Origin of the sequence: Baaleninema sp. (assembly GCF_049974805.1) — a bacterium.
In the GTDB taxonomy this organism is placed as follows: Bacteria; Cyanobacteriota; Cyanobacteriia; order Cyanobacteriales; family Geitlerinemataceae; genus Baaleninema.
The window spans coordinates 1-26,703 of sequence record NZ_JBNGCO010000011.1 but is presented as its reverse complement, the minus strand read 5'-3'; the positions used below and the strand labels follow the sequence as shown (position 1 = coordinate 26,703).

The 26,703-nt window shown below is 54.1% G+C and carries 23 protein-coding genes and 1 tRNA gene; 14 read left to right on the top strand and 10 right to left on the bottom strand.

Annotated features, from left to right (window positions below):
* The first annotated feature begins 60 nt into the window (after positions 1-60).
* On the top strand, positions 61-546 hold the full coding sequence (locus tag ACP5D4_RS03985; RefSeq protein WP_428010332.1) for an orange carotenoid protein N-terminal domain-containing protein: 486 nt from the start codon (positions 61-63) through the stop codon (positions 544-546).
* 11 nt (positions 547-557) lie between these two features.
* Here ACP5D4_RS03985 and folP read toward each other — a convergent pair whose 3' ends face one another.
* From folP to ACP5D4_RS03970, 3 genes are all read right to left on the bottom strand, one after another.
* Complete coding sequence (folP, locus tag ACP5D4_RS03980; RefSeq protein WP_428010331.1) at positions 558-1,520, bottom strand: dihydropteroate synthase; 963 nt, start codon at positions 1,518-1,520, stop codon at positions 558-560.
* Between the two features lie 88 nt (positions 1,521-1,608).
* Complete coding sequence (gene rnhA, locus ACP5D4_RS03975; protein WP_428010330.1) at positions 1,609-2,109, bottom strand: ribonuclease HI; 501 nt, start codon at positions 2,107-2,109, stop codon at positions 1,609-1,611.
* A 211-nt stretch (positions 2,110-2,320) separates the two neighbouring features.
* Entirely contained in the window at positions 2,321-2,941 is a 621-nt protein-coding gene (locus ACP5D4_RS03970; RefSeq protein ID WP_428010329.1) for a class I SAM-dependent methyltransferase, read from the bottom strand.
* A 419-nt stretch (positions 2,942-3,360) separates the two neighbouring features.
* On the opposite strand from ACP5D4_RS03970, the gene nblR reads away from it, so the two are divergent.
* A complete protein-coding gene (gene nblR, locus ACP5D4_RS03965; RefSeq protein ID WP_428010328.1) occupies positions 3,361-4,068 on the top strand; it encodes a response regulator transcription factor NblR in 708 nt (235 codons plus the stop codon).
* Positions 4,069-4,165: 97 nt separating this feature from the next.
* Here nblR and ACP5D4_RS03960 read toward each other — a convergent pair.
* Positions 4,166-4,239 (bottom strand) — tRNA-Arg (locus tag ACP5D4_RS03960).
* Positions 4,240-4,297: 58 nt separating this feature from the next.
* On the opposite strand from ACP5D4_RS03960, the gene moaC reads away from it, so the two are divergent.
* The 7 genes from moaC (at position 4,298) to ACP5D4_RS03925 (ending at position 12,289) form a co-directional block, all read left to right on the top strand.
* Positions 4,298-4,795 (top strand): cyclic pyranopterin monophosphate synthase MoaC, encoded by a 498-nt coding sequence (moaC, locus tag ACP5D4_RS03955; protein WP_428010327.1) that lies wholly within the window; start codon positions 4,298-4,300, stop codon positions 4,793-4,795.
* A gap of 42 nt (positions 4,796-4,837) precedes the next feature.
* Positions 4,838-5,740 carry an alpha/beta fold hydrolase gene (locus tag ACP5D4_RS03950; protein ID WP_428010326.1) on the top strand — a complete coding sequence of 301 codons (903 nt, stop codon included), beginning with the start codon at positions 4,838-4,840 and terminating at the stop codon, positions 5,738-5,740.
* Positions 5,741-5,818: 78 nt separating this feature from the next.
* The gene (locus ACP5D4_RS03945; protein ID WP_428010325.1) at positions 5,819-6,976 is read left to right on the top strand and encodes an S-layer homology domain-containing protein; all 1,158 of its coding nucleotides are present in this window, start codon (positions 5,819-5,821) and stop codon (positions 6,974-6,976) included.
* A 221-nt stretch (positions 6,977-7,197) separates the two neighbouring features.
* Positions 7,198-7,455 (top strand): acyl carrier protein, encoded by a 258-nt coding sequence (acpP, locus tag ACP5D4_RS03940; protein WP_428010324.1) that lies wholly within the window; start codon positions 7,198-7,200, stop codon positions 7,453-7,455.
* A gap of 145 nt (positions 7,456-7,600) precedes the next feature.
* Complete coding sequence (fabF, locus tag ACP5D4_RS03935) at positions 7,601-8,854, top strand: beta-ketoacyl-ACP synthase II (RefSeq protein WP_428010323.1); 1,254 nt, start codon at positions 7,601-7,603, stop codon at positions 8,852-8,854.
* A 512-nt stretch (positions 8,855-9,366) separates the two neighbouring features.
* Entirely contained in the window at positions 9,367-11,373 is a 2,007-nt protein-coding gene (tkt, locus tag ACP5D4_RS03930) for a transketolase (RefSeq protein WP_428010322.1), read from the top strand.
* Between the two features lie 574 nt (positions 11,374-11,947).
* Positions 11,948-12,289 carry a translation initiation factor gene (locus ACP5D4_RS03925; protein ID WP_428010321.1) on the top strand — a complete coding sequence of 114 codons (342 nt, stop codon included), beginning with the start codon at positions 11,948-11,950 and terminating at the stop codon, positions 12,287-12,289.
* 6 nt (positions 12,290-12,295) lie between these two features.
* On the opposite strand, the gene ACP5D4_RS03920 is transcribed toward ACP5D4_RS03925, so the two are convergent.
* Entirely contained in the window at positions 12,296-12,835 is a 540-nt protein-coding gene (locus tag ACP5D4_RS03920; protein ID WP_428010320.1) for a tetratricopeptide repeat protein, read from the bottom strand.
* Between the two features lie 509 nt (positions 12,836-13,344).
* Between ACP5D4_RS03920 and ACP5D4_RS03915 the strand changes: the two genes are divergently transcribed.
* The 3 genes from ACP5D4_RS03915 to ACP5D4_RS03905 all read left to right on the top strand — a co-directional run bounded on the left by ACP5D4_RS03915 (position 13,345) and on the right by ACP5D4_RS03905 (position 15,799).
* Positions 13,345-14,871: a YifB family Mg chelatase-like AAA ATPase gene (locus tag ACP5D4_RS03915; RefSeq protein WP_428010319.1), complete on the top strand. Its 1,527-nt coding sequence runs from the start codon at positions 13,345-13,347 to the stop codon at positions 14,869-14,871.
* 148 nt (positions 14,872-15,019) lie between these two features.
* Positions 15,020-15,499, top strand: a complete 480-nt coding sequence (locus ACP5D4_RS03910) for a J domain-containing protein (protein WP_428010318.1) — start codon at positions 15,020-15,022, stop codon at positions 15,497-15,499.
* Positions 15,500-15,535: 36 nt separating this feature from the next.
* Complete coding sequence (locus tag ACP5D4_RS03905; protein WP_428010317.1) at positions 15,536-15,799, top strand: DUF3143 domain-containing protein; 264 nt, start codon at positions 15,536-15,538, stop codon at positions 15,797-15,799.
* On the opposite strand, the gene ACP5D4_RS03900 is transcribed toward ACP5D4_RS03905, so the two are convergent.
* From ACP5D4_RS03900 to ACP5D4_RS03890, 3 genes are all read right to left on the bottom strand, one after another.
* The gene (locus tag ACP5D4_RS03900; RefSeq protein WP_428010316.1) at positions 15,796-16,806 is read right to left on the bottom strand and encodes a DnaJ C-terminal domain-containing protein; all 1,011 of its coding nucleotides are present in this window, start codon (positions 16,804-16,806) and stop codon (positions 15,796-15,798) included. The two genes, ACP5D4_RS03905 and ACP5D4_RS03900, sit on opposite strands and share 4 nt — an antisense overlap.
* Before the next feature lie 199 nt (positions 16,807-17,005).
* Positions 17,006-18,295: a glucose-1-phosphate adenylyltransferase gene (locus tag ACP5D4_RS03895; RefSeq protein ID WP_428010315.1), complete on the bottom strand. Its 1,290-nt coding sequence runs from the start codon at positions 18,293-18,295 to the stop codon at positions 17,006-17,008.
* A 95-nt stretch (positions 18,296-18,390) separates the two neighbouring features.
* Positions 18,391-18,570 carry an RHS repeat domain-containing protein gene (locus ACP5D4_RS03890; protein ID WP_428010314.1) on the bottom strand — a complete coding sequence of 60 codons (180 nt, stop codon included), beginning with the start codon at positions 18,568-18,570 and terminating at the stop codon, positions 18,391-18,393.
* Positions 18,571-18,626: 56 nt separating this feature from the next.
* Here ACP5D4_RS03890 and ACP5D4_RS03885 point away from each other — a divergent pair, with 56 nt between their 5' ends.
* Positions 18,627-20,075 (top strand): MFS transporter, encoded by a 1,449-nt coding sequence (locus ACP5D4_RS03885; protein WP_428010313.1) that lies wholly within the window; start codon positions 18,627-18,629, stop codon positions 20,073-20,075.
* A gap of 227 nt (positions 20,076-20,302) precedes the next feature.
* Here ACP5D4_RS03885 and ACP5D4_RS03880 read toward each other — a convergent pair whose 3' ends face one another.
* Positions 20,303-23,044 carry a GAF domain-containing protein gene (locus tag ACP5D4_RS03880; protein WP_428010312.1) on the bottom strand — a complete coding sequence of 914 codons (2,742 nt, stop codon included), beginning with the start codon at positions 23,042-23,044 and terminating at the stop codon, positions 20,303-20,305.
* Between the two features lie 210 nt (positions 23,045-23,254).
* Between ACP5D4_RS03880 and ACP5D4_RS03875 the strand changes: the two genes are divergently transcribed.
* Positions 23,255-24,469 (top strand): TPM domain-containing protein, encoded by a 1,215-nt coding sequence (locus ACP5D4_RS03875; protein ID WP_428010311.1) that lies wholly within the window; start codon positions 23,255-23,257, stop codon positions 24,467-24,469.
* 680 nt (positions 24,470-25,149) lie between these two features.
* On the opposite strand, the gene ACP5D4_RS03870 is transcribed toward ACP5D4_RS03875, so the two are convergent.
* A partial coding sequence (locus ACP5D4_RS03870; RefSeq protein ID WP_428010310.1) for an iron uptake porin occupies positions 25,150-26,703 on the bottom strand: 1,554 nt, incomplete at its 5' end.

The following is a 26,703-nucleotide window of genomic DNA, read 5'->3' as shown; positions in this document are numbered from 1 at the left end:
CGTTACGACTACGACATCGTAAAACCTCGCTAAATTGACGCCACTCAAAGGAGTTTATTTATGGTTACGTTTGCAGAAATCGACACCAATCTCGACGCGGCGATCGAACAATTTTATCGACTTCAAACCGACCAACAATTAGCCTTACTGTGGTTTATTTATAAGGAAATGGGCGATTCGATTACCCCCGCCGCTCCCGCCACAGCCTCTCGCGATATCGCTGGAGGACTGTACGAACAAGTTCAAGCCACGCCCCAGGAAGAACAACTACAAATTATGCGGGATATTGCGAGAAAATCCAGTACGCGATTCAGTCGAGAATACGGGGCGTTAAGTGCGAATACGAAACTAGCGTTTTGGTATTACTTAGCCCAAGGAATGGACGAGGGAAGCGTTATTCCCATGCCGAAAAACTATCAACTTTCTGACCAAGCCCAAGAGTTATTTAACGCCATAGTTCGGCTGGAATTTCAACAGCAAATCACCATTTTACGGAACGCTGTGGTGAATATGGGAAGCGAACCTGCCGAAGGCGCCGCCGTGTAATCGATGGGTCGTTACACCTGGGTTGCATTCAGATTTAACACCCGTTCTTCTCGGGGAGTAGAGGCGTTTTCTGTAACGTCTCTACTCTCGTCTTTTTGTTCTTGAGAAATCGGTTTTCGAGAAATGGGTTCTCGAAACATGGCATCGGCGACGCGAGCGACATCTCTCATTTCTGCGACGTCGTGAACTCGTAAAATATCTGCTAAATTGGCGATGGCAGCGGTACAAGCCGCCGCCGTTCCCCAAACCCGATCTTTGGGATTTTGACGATCGAGGATTTTTCCGATGAAACTTTTTCGAGATACTCCTACTAACAGGGGATAGCCTAACTCGCGAAATTCCGGAAGTCGGCGCAGCAATTCCAAATTCTGCTCGTGTGTTTTGGCAAAACCAATCCCCGGATCGAGTAGAATGCGATCGGGCGATATACCGCAGGCGGTGGCTGCCGTGACGTGACGGTTTAACACTCGGCAAATTTCCCCGACTAAATCCTCGTACTGCGTTAAAGTTTGCATGGTTTTCGGGGTACCGCGCATGTGCATTAAAACGATCGGAACCTGTCGTTCTCCCACCAGGGGAAACATTTCCGAATCGGCGATTCCTCCGGTGACGTCGTTGACGATATCCGCCCCCGCATCGAGTGCGGCTTGCGCCACGTCTGCACGGTAGGTATCGATGGAAATGGGAATCGAACTGCGCGATCGCACCGCTTCGATAACGGGAACCACGCGATCGATTTCTTCCCTGACAGCCACCTCTTTCGCCCCTGGACGAGTCGATTGTCCGCCGATGTCTAAAATGTCTGCCCCCGCCGTTTCTAGCTGCTTCGCCTGGGACATCGCCGCTTCGAGATTGTCGAAATCTCCGCCGTCGCTGAAACTGTCGGGGGTGACGTTGAGAACCCCCATGATATAGGTGCGATCGCCCCAAACGAACCGACGATCGCGGACTTGCAAAACTGAACTCACTTCCATTTCTTGACTTTTCTAACCTACTTATCTAAACTTTTGGAAAGATAAGTTGTATTTTGGGTTTAAATAACAACGAATTAAATTAATATTACTAACTTAAGGGCGATTTCGTAGAACGATCCCAAACTTTTTCGTACTCTGTATCGACCCGTAACTCGTTCTGTTGGGACGCCGCCACCGCCAATCGATCGCAGCGTTCGTTTTCCGGATGTCCCGCGTGTCCTTTGACCCAGAAAAACTCAACTTGATGGCGATCGCACAACTCAAGTAACTGTTGCCACAAATCGGGATTTTTCGCCATTTCCTTCTTATTGCGCCGCCAACCGTTAGCTTTCCAGCGTTTCGCCCATCCTTGCTTCATCGCATCGACGAGATATTTCGAGTCCGAATACAGCGACACTTGACAAGGTTGTTTGAGGGCTTGCAATCCTACAATGGCGGCCATCATTTCCATGCGGTTGTTGGTGGTTTTTCGGAATCCGGCCGACAGTTCCTTCTGATGTTCGCCGTAAATCAAAAGCGTACCGTATCCGCCAACACCGGGGTTGCCGCTACAGGCGCCATCGGTGTAAATCGTAACGTGCTTGTTCATAGGTATTGTGTAAGGGTGTCGCCAAAGTTGCGAGCATCTGGTTCGTGAGAAGGTCTCTTATCAGAATGCCGATTTCTGAAAGAGCCACCCCCCGAAACCGAGTCTATCTCAGATAGCAGCTTTTTCGACTTAATTTTCCCGGTCAGCCCCTCCCAACCCCAATCTTATCGAGATCCCGAGTTTTTCGGACGGCTTCTCTAATTTTCCGGCTTTAATGTTCCGGCTTAGAAAATATCGTCAAAACGATCCGAAACAGTAGGTGATGGTGTCCCTGACACCGCCAACCGATGGGTTTGGCGAAATCTTCCCGCTGCAACTTTGTATACAACCGCAAGCCACCGGGAGACACCGGATAGATAGAATTGTCGCCGAAGCCTGGAAAGGGAAGATAATCGACCCAATAAAACCGTCCCCCGGGTTTCAACAGGCGATCGATTTCCGCGATCGCCACCTCGGGGCGAGGATAGTGCAGAAAGCTGACGGTACAAAATACCGCGTCGAACTGTTCGGCGTCAAAGGGGAGACGTTCGACGTTTCCCACCTCGAAGTCAAGGCGATCGCCAAAGGCGTTTCGCTTCCGGGCTTGTTGTATCATTTCCGAAGACAGATCGAGTCCCGTTCCCTGCAAATCGGGATAGGTTCTCGCGAGGCGATCGAGCAATCGTCCCGTTCCGCATCCCAAATCCAGAACCCGAGGCGACGGCGGAAGTTCGACAAACTCCAACAGTCGTTGGTGAACCGCCTGATACACCACCGTCGTCAGCAAAAAATCGTAATTAGACGCCCAGATATCGAAGAACTGACGTTTTCCCTCGAAGAACGAAGAAGTCATCCAAATTTCCGTTCGATAGAGTTAAACGAACCCAAATTCACGCAGGTTTCCTGTCTCTATTTTAAGTCGAAGCGGTCAGCAACGGCAGCACGGTAACAGTTGGCGACGGTTCTCGAAAATTTTGAGTCCTTTGCCCCGCCCGAGAAGGGCGGCTTTAACTTAACATGGTAGACTCGAACGGGGTGGGAAAACGAACTCACGAAAAGCCAGTTAGTCAGTTTGCCTAACACTCCAATCGACTTGAACTTTTGGCGGTGGGACACACCGTTTCAGTCTGTGGAGCGAACATGAGACTTGAAAGGCATTGTGACCTCGAAAGCAGTTGCGAAAAACCCGCAAGGGACAGAAGCAGGAACCCAGAGCGTGAGGTTTGGGAATCACTGTCCTTCCCGGGCGGTGAGGAGGTTAAGGATACTGCTTTGCTCGATCGCCTCGATTCAACCGGATTCGGCTGTCAGTCTTGCGTGTTAGTCGTCGAATCGGACGTCACCCTCGCCCAACGGATCGCCCTAGACTTGAAAGAGGGAGGATACAATCCGATTGTCGCCCACGACGCCAACAGCGGTTTGACGCAAGCGGACGAGGTGCAACCGGGACTGATCGCCATCGATCGCATTTTACCGGGAAATTCCGGGCTGTGGCTGTGCAAACACCTTCGCAGTACGGGACATCGCGTTCCCATTTTGATGCTTCTCGCCAGCGATACCGTCGACGATCGCGTGGCTTGTTTGGAAGCGGGGGCGGACGATTACGTGATGAAACCCTATTCCGGCGAGAAATTCCTCGGCATGGTGGAATTTTACTTGAAACCGGAACGTCAGGATACCAACCAATTGCGATTTGTCGATTTGGTTTTGGATTTATCCTCTCGTCAAGCCATGAGAGGCGGACGGGCGATCGATCTCACCATGAAGGAATTCGAGTTACTCAAGTTTCTCATGGAGCATCCCCGAGAAGTTCTCACCCGAGAGCAAATCCTCGAAAACGTCTGGGGATACGAATTCATGGGCGAGTCGAACGTGATTGAAGTGTATATTCGCTATCTCCGCCTAAAAATCGAGAACGAAGGCGAAAAACGCCTCATCCAAACCGTTCGCGGCGTCGGTTACGTCTTGCGAGACAGCTAACGGAGTTGATGAGGTGAGGGGATGAGGGAGAAACTGTTACCTGTTCGCTGTAAAAAAGGAGTCGTTCCGAAACGGAACGACTCCTTTACAATTAAAACGGGCTAGGAGGGATTCGAACCCCCGACACCGTGGTCCGTAGCCACGTGCTCTAGTCCACTGAGCTACAAGCCCTTTCGTGAGGCGCAAGCAGCGCTCGTCACTAGATTTACATCTTAACAGAGATTTCTGGATGAGACAACCCCCCGAACCCAAAAAAAATCTAACGCATCTCGACGAGGGCGGAGACGCCCGCATGGTGGACGTTTCAGAGAAATGGCCGACGGTCAGAGAAGCGATCGCCGCCGGAGTCATTCGCATGAAGCGGGAAACCCTCGAGGCGATCGAATCGGGAAACGCCCCCAAAGGAGACGTTCTCACCACCGCCAAACTGGCCGGAATCCTCGGTGCCAAACAAACGGCTCAACTGATTCCCCTGTGTCATCCGCTTCCGTTGACGAAAATTGACGTGCGAATTACCCCCGATTGGGAAATTCCGGGGTATCGCCTCGAAGCCACCGTCAAAACCAAAGCGGAAACGGGGGTAGAGATGGAAGCCCTCACCGCCGTCTCCGTCGCCGCCCTCACGCTGTACGATATGGCCAAAGCCCTGGAAAAAACGATGGAAATTGAAGGGATTCGTTTAGTGAAGAAAACTGGCGGAAGGGGAGAGGGGGGGATGATGAGGTGATGGGGGGATGAGACCGTTGTTATCAAGGTTTAAGGGTCAATTATGTTAATTCCACCTGGATTCGAGCAAAAATCGATCGAAACGTCCCTCGGACGTATGGCGTATTACACGGCGACGGGGGAAATGTGGGCGATCGCACAGTCGGAAACCGCCTCGCCCACCCTCGTGTTTCTCCACGGTTTGGGGGGCGGTTCTTCGGCTTACGAATGGTCGAAAGTCTATCCCGCCTTTGCGTCGCGATATCGGATTCTCGCGCCGGATTTGATTGGCTGGGGGCGATCGAACCACCCGGAACGAGACTATAAGCCAGAAGATTACATTAAAACCATCGGTGAGTTTTTAGAACAAACCTGTGAGGAACCCGTGACCGTTATCGCCTCCTCCTTAACGGCGGCGTTTACCATCCGGGCGGCGATCGATCGTCCCGAACTCTTTAAATCCCTGATTCTCACCAATCCCAGCGGCTTGTCCGATTTCGGCAACGACTACAAAAACAGCTTTTTCGCCCAACTGGTGAAAACCCCCATACTCGATCGACTCCTGTATACCACGGCGATCGCCACTCCCGGCGGAATCCAGTCGTTTCTCGAACAACGTCAGTTCGCCCAACCCAAGCGAATTTACAACGAAATCGTCGAAGCCTATCTCGAATCCGCCACGCAGCCAAACGCCGAATACGCCGCCTTGTCCTTCGTTCGCGGTGACTGCTGCTTCGACTTAGCCCGATATATGCCTCAACTCACCGTTCCCACCGCCATGCTCTGGGGCAAACAAACCCAGTTCGTCAGTTACGAGGTGGGGAAACGTCTGGCCGACCAAGCCCGCGACGCCGTTCAACAGTTTGAAGTCCTCGAAGACGTGGGTTTGACGCCCCAGCTAGAACTACCCGCCGTTACCATTGGAATCATCGAGGGATTTTTGCAGGAGTTGGCAACGAATTCTTAACAATGGTCGATCGACGAGCGATTTTGGAGTCTCGCTGATAGTATCGTAGGAAGACGGAAGCAAGAGAAGGCGATCGGCATGGTCAATCCCACTCCCCCCGAACCTCCCTCCTCCCGGCGCGTCACTCGCGACGAGTGGATGGCGATTTTTATCGCTCTCGGCGTCATGGGTGGTATTGGAGCTTGGGTCGCCAATCGGGGCGATCGCGCCTGGACGATCGACCGGTCTCCCTCACAGGCGATCGAAACGGCGACCGAATCGCTCCAGACGGGAGCGTTAGAGAGTCAATCCGACGCCGAGGCGGAAACGGGGCTGTTTTCCTTCGATTTCGCCGGTGAGTCCTCCGAAGCCCCCAACGGCGAAACGGAGGCCCGAGTCGAGCGGGAAACCGCCTCAGCGGCTTCGCTCGAGCCGGTCGATGGCGAACCTTCTTCGACTCCCGTCTCCGACCGGAGGACTGTTCGAGAAGCCATCAGCGAGAGGGAGGACGAAACCGACGAAACCGCTCGCGAGACCGAACCCGCCGCGACCGCATCTCCGACGCCGGCCACAGGCGAGACGACCGAACCCGCCGCGACCGCATCTCCAACGCCGGCCACAGCCCCCCCGCCTCCAGCCCGAGTCGATCCGAACTTACCGGAAGCCGAAACCCCGGTAAACTTTACAGACGTTCCCGAAGGCTACTGGGCGAAACCCTACATCGACGCCATGTCCGCCCGGAACCTCGTCGAAGGCGTCGAAGGAAATCTCTTTCTTCCCGAAACAGCCGTCACCCGAGCGCAGTTCGCCGCCTTAGTCGAACAAGTCTTTGAAGAACGGAACGCCACCCGAGACCCCATTGACTTTAACGACATCTCTAACCAATACTGGGCGGTCGATGCCATTAACGAAGCCGTGCGACTGGGATTTCTAAAAGGCTATCCCGGTCAGAAGTTCCAACCGGACAAACCCGTGACGCGCTTTGAAGTGTTGCTGTCGTTGAGTTCCGGATTAGGGTTCGAGACCCCGGAAAATCCCGACGCCGTTTTAGCCGCCTACGCCGATGGGGATACCGTTCCCCAGTGGGCGAAAACCGCCGTGGCCGCCGCCGCCAACGCCGGATTGCTGGACGCCTATCCCAACCAAGGCCAGCTCGATCTCGATCGCAGTGCTACCCGAGCCGACGTCACAGCCATGACCTACCGCGCCCTCGTACAAGCCGGAGAAGCCGAACCGCTCGACTCGGCGAATCCTTGAATCCGTAGTCAGATCGGGAATCGTGCCGAATTTTACAGAATCGATCGAGATCGACACTGCGTATCCCGTCGCGCTTTCCGATAATATAGGACAGGACTAGCGCGAGCCAGTCCGAGTCAAACGGTTGTGTCGGTTGTCTGAAACGGGGAACCCACCGAATACTCGGAAGTGCCTCAGTTGAGTTCGGACTGTGGCTGCGCCAACTATCGAGGACGTAACAGATGAGTCAAGAAACAGTTTTTGAAAAAGTAAAAAGCATTGTCGCCGAGCAACTCGAAATCGACGATTCCGACAGCATTAAACCCGAATCCCACTTCGCCAACGATTTGGGAGCCGATTCCCTCGACGTCGTAGAATTGGTGATGGCGTTAGAAGAAGAATTCGATATCGAAATCCCTGACGAAGACGCCGAAAAAATGGAAACCATCCAAGCTGCCGTCGATTACCTCTGCGAAAAATCCCCCGCAGCCAAAGCCTAAAAACAACGGTTGTCCGCGATCGCCAGGGCTGAGTTCTAAGGAGTTGCTGTCCCGACTCGTCTCAGTTCTCGATCGCTCCTCTGTTTTCCCCTTTTGGGTACAAGGAATTTGTTGGGTGTAAAATCCCTCGACACTGACTGACATCATGACAAACTTCAAACCGAAACGTGTTGTGGTAACAGGTCTCGGTGCTATCACGCCGATTGGCAACACTGCTGAAGAATTTTGGCAGGCGGCGATCGATGGGCGTAACGGCATCGGGCCGATTACCCATTTCGACCCCTCCAAACACGCTTGTCGCATCGCCGGAGAAGTCAAAGGGTACGACCCCCACGACTATATCGATCGAAAAGAGGCGAAACGCATGGCGCGTTTCGCTCAGTTTGCGGTGTCAGCCAGTCAGCAAGCACTTGCCGACGCAAACTTCACCATCGACGACTTGAACGCCGAACAAATCGGCGTCATCATCGGCACCGGCGTCGGCGGGCTGAAAGTGATGGAAGACCAGCAGGAAACCTACCTCAACCGCGGTCCTTCTCGCGTCAGCCCCTTCACCGTTCCCATGATGATCGCCAACATGGCCGCCGGACTGACTGCTATTCACACCGGCGCCAAAGGTCCGAACTCCTGCCCCGTGACTGCCTGTGCCGCTGGTTCCAACGCCGTGGGAGACGCATTTCGTCTGATTCAGCAAGGCTACGCCCAAGCCATGTTGTGCGGCGGAACCGAAGCCGCCGTGACCCCGCTGGCGGTGGCCGGATTTGCCTCGGCTAAAGCCCTCTCGACGCGCAACGACGATCCCAGTCGCGCCAGCCGTCCCTTCGATGCGGAACGCGACGGATTCGTGATAGGCGAAGGATCGGGAATTCTTCTGCTCGAAGAACTCGAGTTCGCCTTGAGTCGAGGTGCGAAGATTTACGGCGAAATCGTCGGCTACGGTATGACCTGCGACGCCTATCACATGACTTCCCCCGTTCCTGGCGGTGCCGGCGCCGCTCGCGCGATTCAGTTGGCCCTCAAAGATGCCGGACTGACTCCCGAACAAGTCAGCTACGTGAACGCTCACGGAACGAGTACCGCTGCCAACGATCGCACCGAAACCGCTGCGATGAAAACCGCCCTCGGAGAAGAATGCGCTCGTCGAATTGTCGTCAGTTCCAGCAAGTCCATGACCGGACACCTGTTAGGGGGCGCTGGCGGTATCGAAGCGGTTCTGTCCGTGTTGAGCGTCGCCCGCGATCGCGTGCCGCCGACGATCAACCTGGAAAATCCAGACCCCGACTGCGATCTCGACTACGTTGCTAACCAAAGTCGATCGCAAACGGTGAACGTAGCCCTGTCGAACTCTTTCGGCTTCGGCGGACACAACGTCACCCTCGTGTTTAAAAAATACGAATAAGATCGCCGCAACCGGTGCAGCAGACTCGTTTCGAGTTGCCTCTTGCCCCTCGATCCCCATAATGGGATGATGGGGACGATAGAACTTTGTCCGGTATCGCGATCGAGTTCGTTGAGACCGCCCGCTCGGGCTTTAGCGATGCGATCGCAGCGGCGAAACCTCGAAACCGTTTAATCGAACTTTCGTGCGAAACGGCACGTCGAATCGGTGTATCGCTGGCGACTCGAAACCGCACGGAGCGCCCTCGGAATCTCGGAAATGTCTCGAATTTCGATCGCCCCAGCGGTGGCGAACGTCCTGCCAGCCTTATCAATAAAACTGCGAGATCGAATCGATGTGAAATCGGGAAAGGTCTTGGGGAGTTTTGGGGAAAACCGGGCGCCCATGCCTGAAAAAAACCCGAAAACCTCTCCCAAACCGACAGACCTGCATCCCATTTTTCATAACTCTTAGGAACCAACAAACGGGTCGTACCCAGCCTCGAGCAAACCGTTGTCAAGAAGATAGAAACTATGGCCGTAGCCACCCAATCCCTCGAAGAACTCTGCATTAACGCCATTCGCTTTCTCGCCATCGACGCCGTGGAGAAAGCGAAATCCGGCCACCCCGGTTTACCGATGGGCGCAGCGCCCATGGCCTTCGTGCTGTGGGATCGCTTCATGCGGTTCAACCCCAAAAACCCTCAGTGGTTCAACCGCGATCGGTTCGTCCTCTCCGCCGGTCACGGCTGTATGCTGCAATACGCCCTGCTCTACCTGACGGGCTACGATAGCGTCGGCCTCGACGATCTCAAATGCTTCCGTCAGTGGGGATCGGCCACGCCGGGACACCCGGAAAACTTTGAAACCCCCGGCGTAGAAGTCACCACCGGCCCCTTGGGACAGGGGATCGCTAACGCGGTGGGTCTGGCCATGGCTGAAGCGCACCTGGCCGCTCGCTTCAACAAACCCGATTGCCCAATTGTCGATCACTACACCTACGTCATCCTCGGCGACGGCTGCAACATGGAAGGCGTCTCCGGCGAAGCTTGCTCTCTGGCCGGACACTTAGGGCTGGGCAAACTGATCGCCCTCTACGACGACAACCACATCTCCATCGACGGTTCTACCGATATCGCCTTCACCGAAGACGTATCGAAACGCTTTGAGGCTTACGGCTGGCACGTTCAGCACGTGGAAAACGGCAACACCGACCTCGATGCCATCGACAAAGCCATCGAAGCCGCCAAACAAGTGACGGACAAACCGTCCTTGATTAAAGTCACCACCACCATCGGCTACGGCTCTCCCAACAAAGCCGACACCGCTGGCGTCCACGGGGCTGCCTTGGGGTCTGACGAAGTGGCCGCGACTCGCGAAAACCTCGGTTGGGATCGCGAACCCTTCGACGTTCCCGAAGACGTACTGTCTCACTTCCGCAAAGCGGTCGATCGCGGCGCCAACGCCGAGCAAGAGTGGAACCAACTGCTCGAAACCTATCGCAGCAAGTACGCCAACGACGCCGCCGAATTCGAGCGGATGCTGCGCGGCGAACTGCCTCAAGGATGGGATGCCGACCTGCCCAGCTTCACCCCCGACGACAAAGGTATGGCAACCCGCAAGCACTCTCAAGCTTGCCTCAACGCCATCGCCCCCAACCTGCCGGAACTCGTTGGCGGTTCGGCAGACTTGACCCACTCCAACCTCACTGAACTTAAGTGTTCCGGTAACTTCCAAAAAGGTCAGTACGAAAACCGCAACCTGCGTTTCGGCGTGCGGGAACATGGCATGGGTGCCATCTGTAACGGTATCGCCCTGCACAACTCCGGCTTGATTCCCTACTGCGCCACCTTCTTGGTCTTCGCTGACTATATGCGGGCGGCGATTCGCCTGTCGGCGTTGTCCGAAGCCGGTGTGGTTTACGTGATGACCCACGATTCCATCGCTCTGGGCGAAGACGGTCCGACTCACCAACCCGTCGAAACTCTGGCGTCCCTGCGGGCAATCCCCAACCTGGTGGTGATTCGTCCGGCAGATGGTAACGAAACCTCTGGCGCCTACAAAGTGGCCGTAGCCAACCGCAAGCGTCCGACGCTGATGGCGTTCACCCGTCAAGGACTGCCCAACTTGGCGGGAAGTTCTGCCGACCAAGTGGCTAAGGGCGCTTACGTCCTCTCCGATTGCCAAGGTACTCCCGATCTGATTCTGATCGGTACTGGTAGTGAAGTCTCGCTCTGCGTGGAAGCGGCTGAGAAACTGACCGCTGAAGGTAAGAAAGTGCGCGTCGTCTCTATGCCCTCCTGCGAACTGTTCGAGGAGCAAGAGGAAGCCTATCGCGAATCCGTGCTGCCGAAAGCGGTCACCAAGCGTCTCGTGGTGGAAGCGGCAACCCGCTTCGGTTGGGAACGCTACATTGGTGCTGAAGGCGACATGGTGAGCATCGATCGTTTCGGTGCGTCCGCTCCCGGCGGCACTGTGATGGAGAAATTCGGCTACACCGTCGATAACGTTCTCGCTAAAGCGAAAGCTGTTTTAGGATAAGTTTCCTTGGCGGCTAGAGTTCTGGTGAAGTACCCGACGCTGATGCTTTGCATACAGCGCGGGCTTCCAGTTTCACCGGCCAGTGCCGCCACCGAGCGAACCCAGTTTTGGACTTACCCAGCCTCTGAAGGTTTGGCTTGCCGCAAGCGACAGCCCTGACTCCCGTAACGCATCGCGTTACCCTGGCAGCAACCCGTCTTCCACAGGTCGATATTTGTTGCTTGTTTCCTTTTGGGCTTACGGATACCGGCCAGTTGAAGGAAACCGCTTTCCCGAGCTGCCGATCTATCTGCGGCAAGAGTCCAAGCTCTACTTTGAAGTTAGCCTGTCTGTTCGATACGGTCGGGCGGGTGCACCGCACCACCTCGATTATACCTTGCCGCTCGGCTATCCCAAGCGTCGCCGACCCTATCGGCTACGGCGCGGGGCTTCCCGCCGAGGGAGCTAAAAGCCCCGGTATCTTCGCGATACTGGGGCTTTTGCCGCGAACAGCCAACAGTTGCTTCCCTATCACCTCCTCATCCCATCACCTCTCTTGCGTTAGTCTGGGTGTAGATTGAATTCGACTGTTTCAATGGCCAAACGTAAATCTAATCGCGATCGCCTGGTGTATTCGGAGTTCGGTAACGACGCCACGGCTCGAGTACCGGATGAGGTGCGGGAACTGCCCCCGCAACAGCAAAATTTGCGCGTGCAGGCGACGCGCAAGGGACGTAAGGGAAAAACGGTTACTGTGGTGACGGGGTTTCAGGCGAAACCGGAAACGTTGAAGGCGCTGTCGAAAGACCTCAAGAGTAAGTGCGGGGCTGGGGGTGCGGTGAAAGATGACACGATCGAAATTCAAGGAGAGTTGGTCGATCGCGTCGTGGCCTTTTTGAAAGAGAAAGGCTATCCGGCTAAGCGCAGCGGCGGTTGACACCCGTTAAAATTCCAGCATTTCCCGCAGTAAATCTGCTTGTTTTTGAGCTTGCGTGTCGTTGGGATTCAAGCGAGCCGCTTCTTCAAAGGCTTCTAATGCCTGTTGGTATCGGTTGAGTTTGACGAAGACGATGCCCATGTTATACCAAATGTTGTAGTCGTTGGGTTGCAACTGCGAGGCGTAGCGCAGTACCGTCAGGGCGTCTTCGTAGCGTCCGACTTGTTCGAGGACGGCGCCGAGATTATCGAGAAGGATAGCGCATTCGGGAGCGCGATCGACCTCTTGGCTGCCTTCGTGACAGCCTCGCATCTGAACCGCCAGGGAACAGGCGTCGATCGCATCAACGGGGTTGGCGGTCGAACATAAATCCGCCAGTTCTTCAAAGTCGAGATTTTGCAATTCCGGGGCGATGTCTTGCCGCTCTAGCGCACTGAAGTACTTCGATAAATCCACAGTCCAAGCGGCTGTGGTCAAACTCGAACACCATACAGCTAATGAGGGAATCAAAACGCGAACGATTTGAGTTTTGAGAAAACCGTTCATGGTCAACTGAATAAGTAAAACTTCAGGGGATAAGAGATTCAAGTGAGTTTGATTTAACTTCCAACTTCCTACGATTGATAAAAAAGAGGCGGGTTGGGGGACTATCGATCGAAGCTCCGACAGTACGATACTTAACTTCTAATTAATAGTTTACTGCGATATTTTTTCGGATAAAACCGTATCCATACAGAATATTATACCCGTGAATTTACTGAAATATGTCTTTGGGGGGATGATAATTGAGAAAAAATGGTCTGGGTTCGGATTTTACGAAGTTGTTTGGTCGGGACGTTCGCCAGGATAAGGGAAGCTTTCTCGGCATTCCCCTCGATCGAGAGACGCTCAAATTTAAGTAAATTTACGGTCAGCTATGTAAAACCACGAATATGTGGCAAGGAAAGTGTATATGGCTCGAATTAAGCCATGTGAGCGAAATCACGCCCGATATGATTCCAAAATAGGAAAATAAACAGTCGATCGCAACAGCAACACATTCAGGGAGCGAGTTCGTGTTAGCCAGAGTTTGGAGTGCATCGCTATACGGTCTCGAAGCGGTGCGCGTCGGCGTAGAAGTCGATGTGGGGGGAGGACTGCCGCGCACCACCGTCGTCGGACTGCCGGACACCGCCGTACAAGAATCCCGAGAACGGGTCAAATCCGCCCTCAAAAATTCCGGTTTTGCCTTTCCCCAGCGAAAAATCGTCGTCAACCTGACTCCCGCCGACTTACGCAAAGAAGGTCCCAGCTTCGACCTCCCCATCAGCCTAGGCATTCTCGCCGCCTCCGAACAAGTCAACCCGCAACTGCTCGGCGACTATCTGTTTCTCGGGGAAGTCTCCCTCGATGGCAGCCTGCGCCCCGTGACGGGGGTTCTCCCCATCGCCGCCGCCGCCCCGGACATGGGGATTCGCGGTTTAGTGGTTCCCGAAGCCAACGTGCGGGAAGCGGCGGTGGTGGAAAATTTGGACGTATACGGCTGCAACAGCATTACGGAAGTGGTGGAGTTACTGAACGACCCCGACGTGAAAGACCCCGTAACCGTCGATCTCGATCGACTCTTCAGCCAATCTCGCGCCTTCCAACTCGACCTCAAAGACGTAAAAGGTCAAACCCACGCTCGCCGCGCCCTAGAAATCGCCGCCGCAGGCGGTCACAACCTGATTTTCGTCGGACCTCCCGGCAGCGGTAAAACCATGTTGGCGCGGCGCTTACCGGGAATTCTGCCGCCGCTGTCGTTTTCCGAAGCCTTGGAAGTCACCAAAATTCACTCCGTCGCCGGGTTATTGCGCGATCGCGGCACTCTCGTCAGCCAGCGTCCCTTTCGCAGTCCCCACCATTCAGCCTCCGGCCCCTCTCTCGTCGGCGGCGGGAGTTATCCCAAACCGGGGGAAATCTCCCTGGCTCATCGAGGCGTTTTGTTTCTAGACGAACTGACGGAAGTGCAACGGAGCGTTTTAGAATTTTTGCGCCAACCCCTCGAAGATGGCTTCGTCACCATTACCCGAACCCGTCAGTCCGTGAGATTTCCGGCTCAGTTTACCTTGGTCGCCAGTACGAACCCCTGTCCTTGCGGGTATTACGGCGACCCCATTCAACCCTGTACCTGTTCCCCTCGCCAACGAGACCAATATTGGGCGCGGTTGTCGGGGCCGTTGATGGACCGCATCGATTTGCAGGTGGCGGTGAATCGTCTGAAACCGGAAGAAATCGTGCGTCAGTCCCTAGGGGAAGACTCGAAAACCGTGCGAGAGCGGGTGTTGCAGGGGCGCAAGCGATCGATCGATCGCTTCGCCAACGAATCGATTCAATGCAACGCCGAAATGCAAAGTCGTCATTTACGGCAGTGGTGTACGTTAGACGACGCCTCGCAACAGTTGCTAGAAGGGGCGATTCGCAAGTTGGGACTCTCGGCCCGTGCCACCGATCGCATTCTCAAAGTCGCGCGGACGATCGCCGATTTAGCCGGAGAAGACGACATTCAAAGCCATCATATCGCCGAAGCGGTGCAGTATCGGACGATCGATCGAATGCAATAATCCACCCCTTCGGCGCCACCTCCAAAACCCCCCTGTAGCCTTTCCTGAAATGCCACAGCGGGGAAATTTTGCAGCTTAACGCTGCGAAAAACTCTCGTTAAAATAGTTAAAATGCTCGCCCGAAAGACCTTCGCCACAGAAAAGCCGCGTGACACAGCAAAGAGCCAGTACCAACCGAGACGCCCTGCGCGAAACCGTCTCCGCCGTGGGGAAAAACTATTACGTTCTCTTGGGATTGCATCCCTCCGCCTCCGCCATCGAAATTCGGCGGGCTTATCGGGAATTGAGCAAACGCTATCACCCCGATACCACAGAACTGCCCCACGCGGTAGCCACCTCGAAATTCCAACAGTTAAACGAAGCCTACGCCACTCTCAGCAATCCCGAACGGCGAGCGGCTTACGACCTGCAAATTCGCTATTCTCGCCTTCGCGTCGTGCAACCGTCTCGCGACCTCGATCGCCCCGCTACGAAGTATAACTCCCGTCCTTCTTCAGCGTATCTCGATCCGGTCGATCGACCCCTCTCGGCGGGAGAAGTCTTTTCACTGTTTCTCCTGTGCGCCTCCTTGGGAGGAAGTTTGTTTCTGGCGATCGCGATTGCATTGCTCAGGGGCGATCCGTTGTAATAGAGAGGTTCGAGTTTTACATTTCGTAAAATAACGATGACACCGCCCGCTACTGCGCCCCTTTACAACCATCCCCTACCGGACATCGAAGACTGGCTTCGCGCCCAGGGATGCCAGCAAGACCGCGACGAACTCAATCACTGGTGGCTCGATCGCGACACCTGGAAAGCCGAACTCTGGCTCGATGTCGACCAAATCGTCGTCTGCTATCGCAAACCCGACGAAGAAGACATCCAGCGATCGTTCAAATATTCCCTCAGTCGAGAAGACGTAGAAAAGGCCGTCTTCGGCGGTCCCTAGAGGGCAATACCTTGTAAATCTTGCCGGGGGTTACTGCTGCGCTGCTCCCGCAGTTTCTCGTAACACTCCCGTTCGGTGGCGCTGAGGGATTTCGGCGGGACGATTTCGACCTTCACCAGTTGGTCGCTGCGGCCGCCGGTTTTCGGCAAGCGCCACCCTTTCCCCCGCAAGCGCAACATTTGCCCGGAACGGATACCGGGGGGAACGCTCACCGTCACCGAACCGTCGGGAGTCGGCACGTCGATTTTCGCCCCGAGAACCGCTTCCTCCGGAGAAATCGGCACTTGGCAAACTAAATTATCGCCGTCGAAGCAGAAGAAGCCATGGGGTTGCAGTTCGATGTTGAGATACAAATCCCCTTGTCGTCCGAAGCCGTCTTTTTTGCCTTTTCCTTTCACGCGCACGCGGCTTCCCGACTTGGCGCCGGGGGGAATGCGAACGGAAATCACTTCGCTACCGATGTTGAGGCGTTTTTGCACGCCGTGAAAGGCTTCTGAAAAGCTCAAAGACAAGGTGGCTTCGCGATCGAGTGACATTCCCGGTTGGCGGCTGCTGTAGCGAGAAAAATCGTCAAATCCGCCGCCAAACCCAGAAGAAGCGCGACCCGGGCCGCTTTGATAAGACCAGCGACTGCGCGTCCGGCCGCCACCCATGCCTCCGAGGAGAGATTCGATAAACTCGTCGAAATCCGCGTACTGACTGAAATCGAAATCGAAGCCGTTGGGGGCGCTGCTGGCACCGCGGCCGCCCCAAGGGGAACCGCCGTTGGCGGCTTGTTTCCAATATTGACCGTATTGGTCGTATTTGCGGCGCGTCTCGGGATCGGAGAGAACTTCGTAGGCTTCGCTGACTTCCTTAAACTTAGCTTCGGCTTGTCGATCGCCGGGATTCATATCCGGGTGATACTTGCGGGCCAAGCGACGAAAGGCACGTTTGATCTCGTCGCTACTGGCCGTTTTGTCCACGCCGAGAATCGCGTAATAGTCTTTGAAGTCCGTTGCAGCCATTGCACTTTAAAATCCGTATCGCGATCGCATTTGTTCCTTGCGTACCTAGTGTAATGGATTTTTTTCACCCGTCGAGTTCGGGTATTGCCTCTGAAAACGATGGCAATATCCGAACTCGAGCGTATCCCGGCGAAGTCCGACCCGCGATCGATCGAACTTGCCCGGTCAGTATTGGGCGAAAAATGGGCGTTCCCGAACCTCAAATAGTAAATCCATCGGGAATCACTGCGTTTTTCAACACGACCACGATGCCGCTGCGGATGTAAAATCCGAGGTTTTCGCGATCGGCTTCCTCAATGTTTTCTTTATTGAGAATGCGAACGTTTTTGCCAATGCGAGCGTTTTTATCGACGATGGCGCGGCGAATCGTACTGTTAGCGCCAATGCCCATCGGAACCTTACTTTCGTCGAGTTCCCCTTGTCGTTCGGCAAAGGGTTGATAGTAATCTGCACCCATAATCAGGGTATCTTCGATGACGCACCCGGCGTTAATGCGGCTGCGAATGCCCAACACCGATCGATCGATCCGACATTCTTTCAAAATACAACCTTCCCCGACGATGGACTCCGTCACCTGACAGTCGAGGAGTTTGCTCGGCGGCAGGTAGCGAGCGCGGGTGTAAATCGGCGCACCCTCGTCGTAGAAGCTAAAAGGCGGCTGCGGTTGCTTCGTCAGCGCCAAATTCGCTTCGTAGAACGCCTGAATGGTTCCGATATCTTCCCAGTAGCCATCGAACAGATACGCCTGAACGTTGTAGTCCGAAGCCGCCCCAGGAATAATTTCTTTCCCGAAGTCCGTTTGGTTGGGGGAGCGTTGCAGCAGGTCGTGCAACACTTCTTTTTTAAAGACGTAGATGCCCATCGACGCGATGTAGGGTTTTTTTACCGCTTGTTCGGCGTCGAGACCCAACGTCGTCGTATCGACTTGCATCGCTTTGAGGGCGTCGCCTTTGGGTTTTTCAGAAAAATCGATCACCCGACCGGAATCGTCGATTTTCATCAAGCCGAAATCCGACGCCCGCTGTTCGTCAATGGGAATCACCGACAGAGTAATATCGGCGTTCGTTTCCCGGTGACGTTGCACGAATTGGCTGTAATCCATGCGATACAGGTGGTCGCCCGAGAGAATGAGATATTCGTCGATATCCCATTCTTGCATCAGCCAGATGTACTGACGCACGGCGTCGGCAGTGCCTTGGAACCAACCGGGGCTGTCAGACGTTTGCTGGGCGGCGAGGATTTCCACGAAATCGTCGCTGAATCCCGAAAAGTTATACGTCCGCGAAATATGGCGGTTGAGAGACGCCGAGTTGTACTGCGTCAGAATATAGATCTTTTGAATGTCGGAATTTATGCAGTTGCTAACGGGAATGTCAATCAGGCGATATTTGCCAGCCAGGGGAACAGCGGGCTTCGCTCTGAGCTTCGTGAGCGGATAGAGGCGCGTCCCTGCGCCTCCTCCGAGAATAATGCCTAAAACTCGTTTCACCGGAAAACCTCCATCGGCTGTAGGGCGGACAAACCCGCCCCTACTCTCAGAATCAAGTGTCCGATTGTCTGGGTTTCTTGGCAAGGGGGAGTTTTTCAGGGAAGTGGGAAGAGGGGTAGGGGGTCTGTCAATCCGTCAAGAGTGAAGAGTGTAGAGTTTTCGTTCTGGGGCGTCTGGGAGGTGAGGTTTCCGTTATCGTCGTACTGATACGTCGTCACGATTCCGTTAGCGGTCGATCGTGAATCCTTCGCCACCGCCTGACTCTCCTTGGACATGACAGAGCCAAAACTAGCTCTTAGAATAGGGGTCGTGTTGTAAGGGGATCGATCGAATGACTGGAAACTCGGCGTCTGAGTCTGAGTTACAAGGACGAAAGTTGAGCCTCCCGACGAAGTTGGCCTTCGGCGCCGGAGATATGGGCGCCGGAATTACCGCCACTTTGTTGGCGTTTTCGTTTCTTATTTTTCTAACTAATGTTGCCCATCTGCGACCCGCCCTGGCGGGGACTGTCTTGCTGATTGGTAAGATTTGGGACGCCATCAACGACCCCATCGTAGGATTTTTGAGCGATCGAACCCGCTCCCGCTGGGGACGACGACACACCTGGATGATTTGGGGCGGCATTCCCTTCGGGGTCTTCTTTTTCTTACATTGGCTCGTCCCCGGATGGGCGAGTCCCGACCCCGCCAACCAATGGGGGTTATTTTGGTATTATGTCGTCGTCAGCATCCTCTTCAACACCGCCTACACCGCCGTTAACCTGCCCTACACCGCCTTAACCCCGGAACTGACCCAGAATTACAACGAACGCACCAGTTTGACCGGGTATCGCTTCGTCTTTTCCATTGGCGGAAGTCTGCTGTCTCTGGCGTTGGGCGTCGTCTTAGCCGGATCGATCGACAACCCGCAACAACAATATCTGTGGCTGGGCGGCATCTGTGCCATCTTAGCCGTATTACCCCTCTACTGGTGTATTTGGGGAACCACCGATCGCACCGCCTACGACCCCAACCGCCCCGAAACAGCAGAAGGTGCGGAGAGCGGAACCGAAACCTCCCTGTCATTGCAACAACAACTCAAAATTGCCTTCAGCAACCGACCGTTTTTATTCGTCATCGGAATTTATCTCTGTTCCTGGCTGGCCTTTCAACTGACCGCCGCCGTCATCCCCTATTACGCCATTGGCTGGATGGGCTTAGAATCTTACTTTATGGTGGCGTTGGTCGTCCAAGGCGTGGCCATGGTCGCCCTGTTAGTCTGGAGTGCCATCAGTCGCCGTTACGGCCGCAAAGCCGCCTATTTCTCGGGGATGATCCTGTGGATTGTCGCCCAAGGCGGTTTGTTTTTCTTACCGCGCGATCGCGTGGATATCCTGTATTTCCTCTGTGCGATGGCAGGATTGGGTGTCGCCACCGCCTATCTCATCCCCTGGTCGATGTTAACGGACGTGACCGACTTAGACGAACTCCAAAGCGGCCATCGTCGAGAAGGTGTATTTTACGCCTTTATGGTGTTGCTACAAAAAATCGGTCTCGCCTTGGGATTGTTCCTCGTCGGTCAAATGTTAGAACTGGCGGGATTCGTCGAATCGACGCCGGGTCAACCGCTACCCCCGCAGCCGGATTCGGCGTTGTTAGCGATTCGTTTAGCCATCGGACCGTTACCGACAGCACTGTTAATTATCGGTTCGATTCTGGCGTATTTCTATCCCCTGACGCGAGAGGTTCACGAAGAAATTTTGCTCAAACTCCAAGAACGTCAAAAAACCGTTGATAGTTGAGAGAGCCATCCTATTTTATGGGTCGTGAAAACCTCGAAGGCCAACCCGTAGCATCCTTGCAGACAACGCGGCTACGGGATATCGATGGTAATTCTGTCTGCCTATCAAAGGGGATGGCTATGTCCTGAAAACCCTTGACAAAAAGAATGCTATATGTTAATAAAATAGAATTCGATTCCGAGCTAGGGCGAACACCGTTCGCCCCTAAAGATATCAATTCTCAATTCTCAATTCTCGTTGTTGAGCTTGTGGCGCTGGTTGAGGAACACGAGGGAGAAAGTCGTCCAACCGTTTTGGCTTTCGACGTGAATTTCCCCTTCGAGTTGCGTGACGAGTTTTTCGACTAACGCCAAACCGAGACCGGTTCCCCCTTGTTTCCAAGGGTCGGCGTTGGGAATTCGGTAGAATTTATCGAAAATCTTCGGTAACTCTTCCGGAGGAATGTCCGCTTGGTTAGATACAGCAAATTCGAGAGTGGGAATAGTTTGGCCGCGGTCTGGGTCGGTTTTCTCGGATTCGCGAACTTTTAAGTGAATTTCCCCCTGATTGGGGGTGTACTTACAGGCGTTGTTGAGCAGTTCGACGAGAATTCGTTCGAGGTTGATGCGATCGCCGACGAAGGGCGAAAACTTTTCAGGACGATCGACCTTCAAGGATTGCTGGCGTTTAGCAATTCGGGTATAAAACGGCTGCAAAATCGACGGAATCCACTCGTTAAGGTCGATGAGCGACATGGAAATCACATAAGCGTTGTTTTCGAGTCGCTGGAGGTCGAGGAGGTCTTCGACGAGTTCTTCTTCCCGCGTGCATTCAGTGGAGAGAATATTGAGATACCGTTGAATGCGCCCGATTTGTTCGCCATCGAGCAGTTCGGGGGCGGCGGTGGGTTCCCGACCGGGGGCGAATATTTTCAGCATTTCAATGGCCAGTTTCATATTGGCGATGGGCGTCCGCAACTCGTGAGACACGGCGCTGAGAAAGTCGTCTTTGAGGCGATTGAGTTTTTCGAGTTCCGCTACTTGGGCTTGAGAGGCTTGATACAACCGCGCCTGACGGATGGCGATCGCACATTGATTGGCCACCTGTTGCACGAGGCGAATTTCTTGGTCGCTGAAAATATAATCGGGGTGGTGAACGAGCCAGAGGTCCCCCAGAACCCCTTGGTTGTCGAACATGGGACAAGCCAACATGGCCACTCGCCCTCGCTTGGGATTGTGAATCAGCGAGCAAAATTGAAAATATTCCCCAGTCAGGAGTTGGGTGTAAATTTCAGGAAAGTTCCCCATGCGAGACACGCGACCCTGAGAGGTGGGAATCAAGGGTGCCGATTCGTAGCAGATGGTGGAGGTTCCCCGTTCTAAGTCGTAGAGGGCGGCGTTGCAAGATTTGACTCCGAGTCCCACGGCCACTTCGCGAACGGCGGTTTCGACGATTTGGCTTTCGTCGAGGCTGTCGCGCACTTTGTCGGTGATGCGCTTGAGCATGGCCTCGAATTCCAGGGCTTGTTGGAGTTGTTGGGTGCGTTCGCGAATTTGTCCTTCGAGTTCGACCCCCTGTCGCTGCACTTGCTCGAACAGGTGAGATTGTTGGAGGGCGATGGCCACTTGGGTCGCCAGTTGTTCGAGAAGTTCGATTTCGATCGCTTGCCAGTGACGCTGTTCTCGACACTGATGGGCAACCAGCAACCCCCACAAGCGGTTGGTTTCCAAGCTTTCTGAGGATTGCAACAAAATGGGAACTACGAGACTCGATTTGACTTGGAAACGTTCCAGGAGCGGATGCAAGCCCAATTCGACATCGGTTCGCACGTTGTCGAAGGTGCGAATTCGACCTGTGAGATAGTATTTGAGTTCTTCGGCGGCCGAGTCTACGGGAATGGAGGTGTCCAACATGGGCGGCCAGGGGGCATCGACGGATTCGACCGCCACGACGCCGGGACAGTCGGGATCTTCGGCGGGATCTTCGTCGAAGCGATAAATGAGAACCCGATCGCTTTGCAGGAACTGTCTGACTTCGGTAACGGTGGTTTGCAGAATGTCTTCGAGGTTGAGAGATTGGCGGATGCGTTGGGCGATGGCGCTCACCAGTCGTTCTCGTTCGGCCTGTTGGCGCAGGGCGAGTTCGCTTTGACGGCGTTCGGTAATGTCCCGCAGGATGCCTTCGATGGCGATGCAGTTACCTTGGCGATCGTAAACGCGCACGTCTCGCTGTTCGGTCCAGACGACGCGCCCGTTTTTGTGAAACCAACGCAAGACGACCGGGGCTTCTGAGGCGCAGGGCGATCGCAGTAAGTGGCGGAGAATGTCGCGATCGTCGGGGTGGACGCGCTTGAGAGGGAGTTCGGGATCGGTGTAATAGTCGCCAGGTGCGTATCCGGTAATGGTTTCGATCGAAGGGCTGACGTACTCAAACCTCGCTTCGGGGACGAGGCTGTAACAGTAAATGGCATCGCGGCCGTTGTCTGCCAGGTGTCGGAAGCGATCGCCGTTACCGTCGTCTGAGGCGGAACGGTAGGTGATGGATGCGGACAGACAACAGTAGGTGCGATCCTCCACGTCGATGCTATCTAAGCGCAGGGTGACGGGGATCGATCGATCCTGGCGATCGCGCAATCGCGCTTCGAGACAGACTTCTTTCCGCGAAAGCGCGGTCTTCCATAAGTGTTTCCACGTGGCTTGGTTCCAGTCGGCCACGACTCCCTCGATCGATTGACCGATCGGATCGCGATCTGAGTCGCCCACAATTTCACGTGCTTTTGGGTTAGCTGCGACGATGCGACCAGTGGCATCGACCCACAACAGGACATCGGCGAGTCTGTGGAAAGGAAGCTGAAACGGCATGAGGGTTTTAGTGCGGACGGGGTCGTTCCCTTTATATCTATTTTGACCGATTTCTTCGTGAGACCCAACTTGCGCGATCGCGATGGGTGATGTTGAGGTGGGCTGTTCGCTCTCGTCGGTTTTACTCAATTTATTCCTCAATTCAATTGTCCCGCTTGGGTGAGGCGGCGGTCAAACAGTTTGTGGTTTTGTGTATTTTTGCGGAGTATTGTTCAAGTTCGAGAGGATAATACTGAATAGGAGTTAACCCCTCGTCGGTTTAGAAACCCGGTTTCTGCATCAGTCTGGCTAGATTCGATCGACGAGATGAGTCGCCGTTTCGTGAGGGAGACCCCATCGGTGAAAGGTTCTGGAATTCGACTTATCGGTTTTCTGTGTTCGGGAGTCTTATCGCTGGCGTTGAGTGGGATGTTTGCGTTGGCGAGTTTCGCGGTGGAAGTCTCGGAGGTTCCCAATCCCCGCGTCGTTTATGGCGGTTGGGTGACGGATATGGCGAACCTTCTTTCGCCAGAGACGGAAACGCAACTCAATCAGTTAATTTTTCAGTTAGAAGCCCAAAACGGCACGGAAATCGCGGTGGTGACGGTTCCGGAAACGGCGCCGTCTCCTTCTCCGAAAGCCTTTGCCACGGCGTTGTTTAACGAGTGGGGCGTCGGTAAAGAGGAGGCCGACAACGGCGTGTTGTTTTTGATTTCCCACAGCGATCGCCGAGTGGAAATTGAAGTCGGTTACGGACTCGAGGCGACGTTACCAGACACTCGCGTGGGAGGGATTATCGAGACGGCGATCGTACCTCAATTCAAACGGGGAGAGTTCGATGGGGGTACGTTAGCGGGAACTCGCGAACTGGTGGCGATTTTGCAATCGGAGGGATCGATCGTCGCTCTCGATTCGGAGGGCGATCGAAACTCCCGATTTCCCTGGGGATGGATTGCGCTTGGCGGTGGCTTAACCACCGTGGCGGCGGTCAGTCTGGGCTTGTACGCTCGTCGGCGTCGATTTCAGAGCTTTCTTAAACCCCAAGGTCGATCGCATCGGAAACCCGGTCGTGATGTCTTTTTCTGTGCCGATTGTAAAACCCCGATGAAAGCGGTCGATCGAACCACTTTAGAAGCCGCTCTCAGTGACGCTGAACGAAGAGCCGAAACACTCAAATTTATTGAATTTAAAGGATGGCAATGTCCGAATTGTAGTCCCCACCTCAGCGACCTCAAATTTCATATCGTGGGCTATCAATTCGTTCCGAGTCACTTTTCCTTTTGTCCGTCCTGTCGCAAATATACAATGACGTTCACCATGAGGAACATCAAAAACAAAAAATTTTTTGACTATACCTGTCTGTGCTGCGGACATTCCGAAAAAAAAGAAATCAAGCTATCCCTAGCTTCTCGTTATAAACCGTCTAAAAGACAGAAAAGCCGCCCGAGAATCCCTTGGACGAATTTCGGTGACAGCGGTGGTGGAGACTATAGCGGTGGCGGTGGTTATAGCAGTGGCGGCGAGAGTTTTGGCGGCGGCGATAGCGGCGGTGGCGGTGCTGGCGGCGACTGGTAATCAGCACTCCTCGTTTCACAGTTCATAAAACATAGCAAACTCCCCGGTATATAGCCATAGGAAATGATTCGTGGCCAAATCCCTGATCGATCCAGGGCTGTGCGAGATCCCCGGCATCTCCAAGATGCCGGGGATCTAGAGACAGATCTAGAGACAATCCGATCTTCGTTCGATCTTGAGTTTCACTTCTATGAATTGCCACAATTGACTTAGGATTGCTATATTTTCTGTCGGGGTTTTGGAAATTATCCTCCAAGCGAACAGTTTGTAGTCCGTAGTCTGTAGTCCGTAGGTTGGGTGAAGCGATCGCGAAACCCAACGCACTTCTCATCGGTTTTCAAAAAGTCTTCACCCTATCCCCCCTTAGCAAGGGGAGTTGGGGAGATAGAGGCGATTTTTGGATTATAAAAAAACACTATTTTAAATTCAAATTTTGCATTAAATACCACTATAAAATTTTAAAAAAATACATAAAAATCCCATTTCTTTAATAAAAAATAGCAAAAAACTGATTTTTTTATACGACAAAAAACTCTCTATATTCTCTGTATTTTTGTAGCAAAAAACTCCAATAAAAAACCCCGTAAAACTATCAAAAAAGTTTTACGGAGCAATATTTAAAAGTCTTGAAAGCCAAAGATACCTCAATAGGCTCGACTCTCGAGAAACCGCCTTAACAACTAGAACGTAAACGTGGTACGCAAAACACCGTAAACCACATCTTCATTATCCTGGTCGCCGCCCGGCGCCGTAATCCAAATCAACGCAGGCGTAATCGAAATATTATCGCTCAACTGAAAACGATAGAAACTTTCCAAATGAATCGCCGTATCGTCGGACAGCACGTCGCTGACAATACCGCCAATATCTTGACCCTCATAGCCGCCCACATAAGGCTCTGCCCCAGCCGTAATACCGAGCAAATTACCCGGAAGCAGAAAATCGGGGAACGCCAAACCCAAACCGTAATACCAAATCTCAGCTTTGGCGTTTTGTCCCGCCGCTTGAGCGTAGGTAAAACCGCCGTAGGCGTTGACCGAAATGCTGTCGCTGACTTGATACGCCGCTTGCAACCCGTAAGAGTTAGTAAACGTCGATTCGTCAAAGAACGGATTGCGGGCGCGAACCGTTCCCACTAAAGTATCGAACAGAGCATCCCCTTCGTCTTGGAAATTGTTGAAATAACCGTGGTGGAACGTGGCCGCCAGTTGTAAATCGCCCGAGGTGAAGGTGAGTTGTCCGAGGGTCGAGTAATCCCCGTTGAACAAACCGTTTTTCTCCGTGGGGTTGAAGGAGTCGCCGCCGAAATATCCACCCGACAGCATCAACTGGTCGGTAATTTCCACATTGACGCCAATACCGCCGCCGTTGGACAGTCCCATTTTGTAAATGGGGCTGGATTCTGCCCAACTCGAAACCGCGTTGCTGGCACCGGTAAAACCTTCAAAATACGGGCTAACCGTCGGTACAAAGTCTTGCCACAGGGGATAGGCGGCTGGAAGGTAAACTTGAATGTTGTCGCCGATGGGGAAGTAGTAAGCCAGCCAACCGATACCGACATTGCTTCCAGAATCGGCGGTTTGATAGGTGGTCGCCCCTTGAACGGCGTTTCCGCCAAGTTCCACCAGAGGACCGGCGTTAGCGGCGTCGAGACGAGTCCAGAGTTGGTCTCGGCCGGTGAAGCTGGAAACAAAGGCCAGACGCGCTCGGTATTGGAAGACGCTTTGGGTATTATCTGCGCCAACCTCGTCTCCGCCCCAGGCGTCCGAGAGTCCGAAGACCACTTCTCCTTCCAGTTGGGTGGTGGTGGAGAATTGGTTGGCTTCGAGTTCGGCCACGCGGGCTTCTAAGCCGTCCACTCGTCCCCGCAGGGCTGCCAGTTCGGCGGCGAATTCTTCTTGCAGACGACGAACCGTCGCTAAGTCGGCGGGGTCGATGCTATCGCCACCGCCAATCAGGGCAACGATTTGGTCGAGACAGGCGTTGACCCCGGCGGCGAATTCGTAGCGGGTCATGAAGTTGTTGCCGCGATAGGTTCCGTCGGGATACCCGGCGATACAACCGTATCGTTCTACGAGGGACTGGAGTGCCTGAAATGCCCAGTCCGTCGGTTGCACGTCGGAGAGTTGCGATACGGAAGTGACTTGAGATTGGGAATTTCCGGAGGACGGACGACGATGCTGGCTGAGAGATTGGTTCTCTCGGCCATCGATGAAATCGTTTACGGAAAGCTG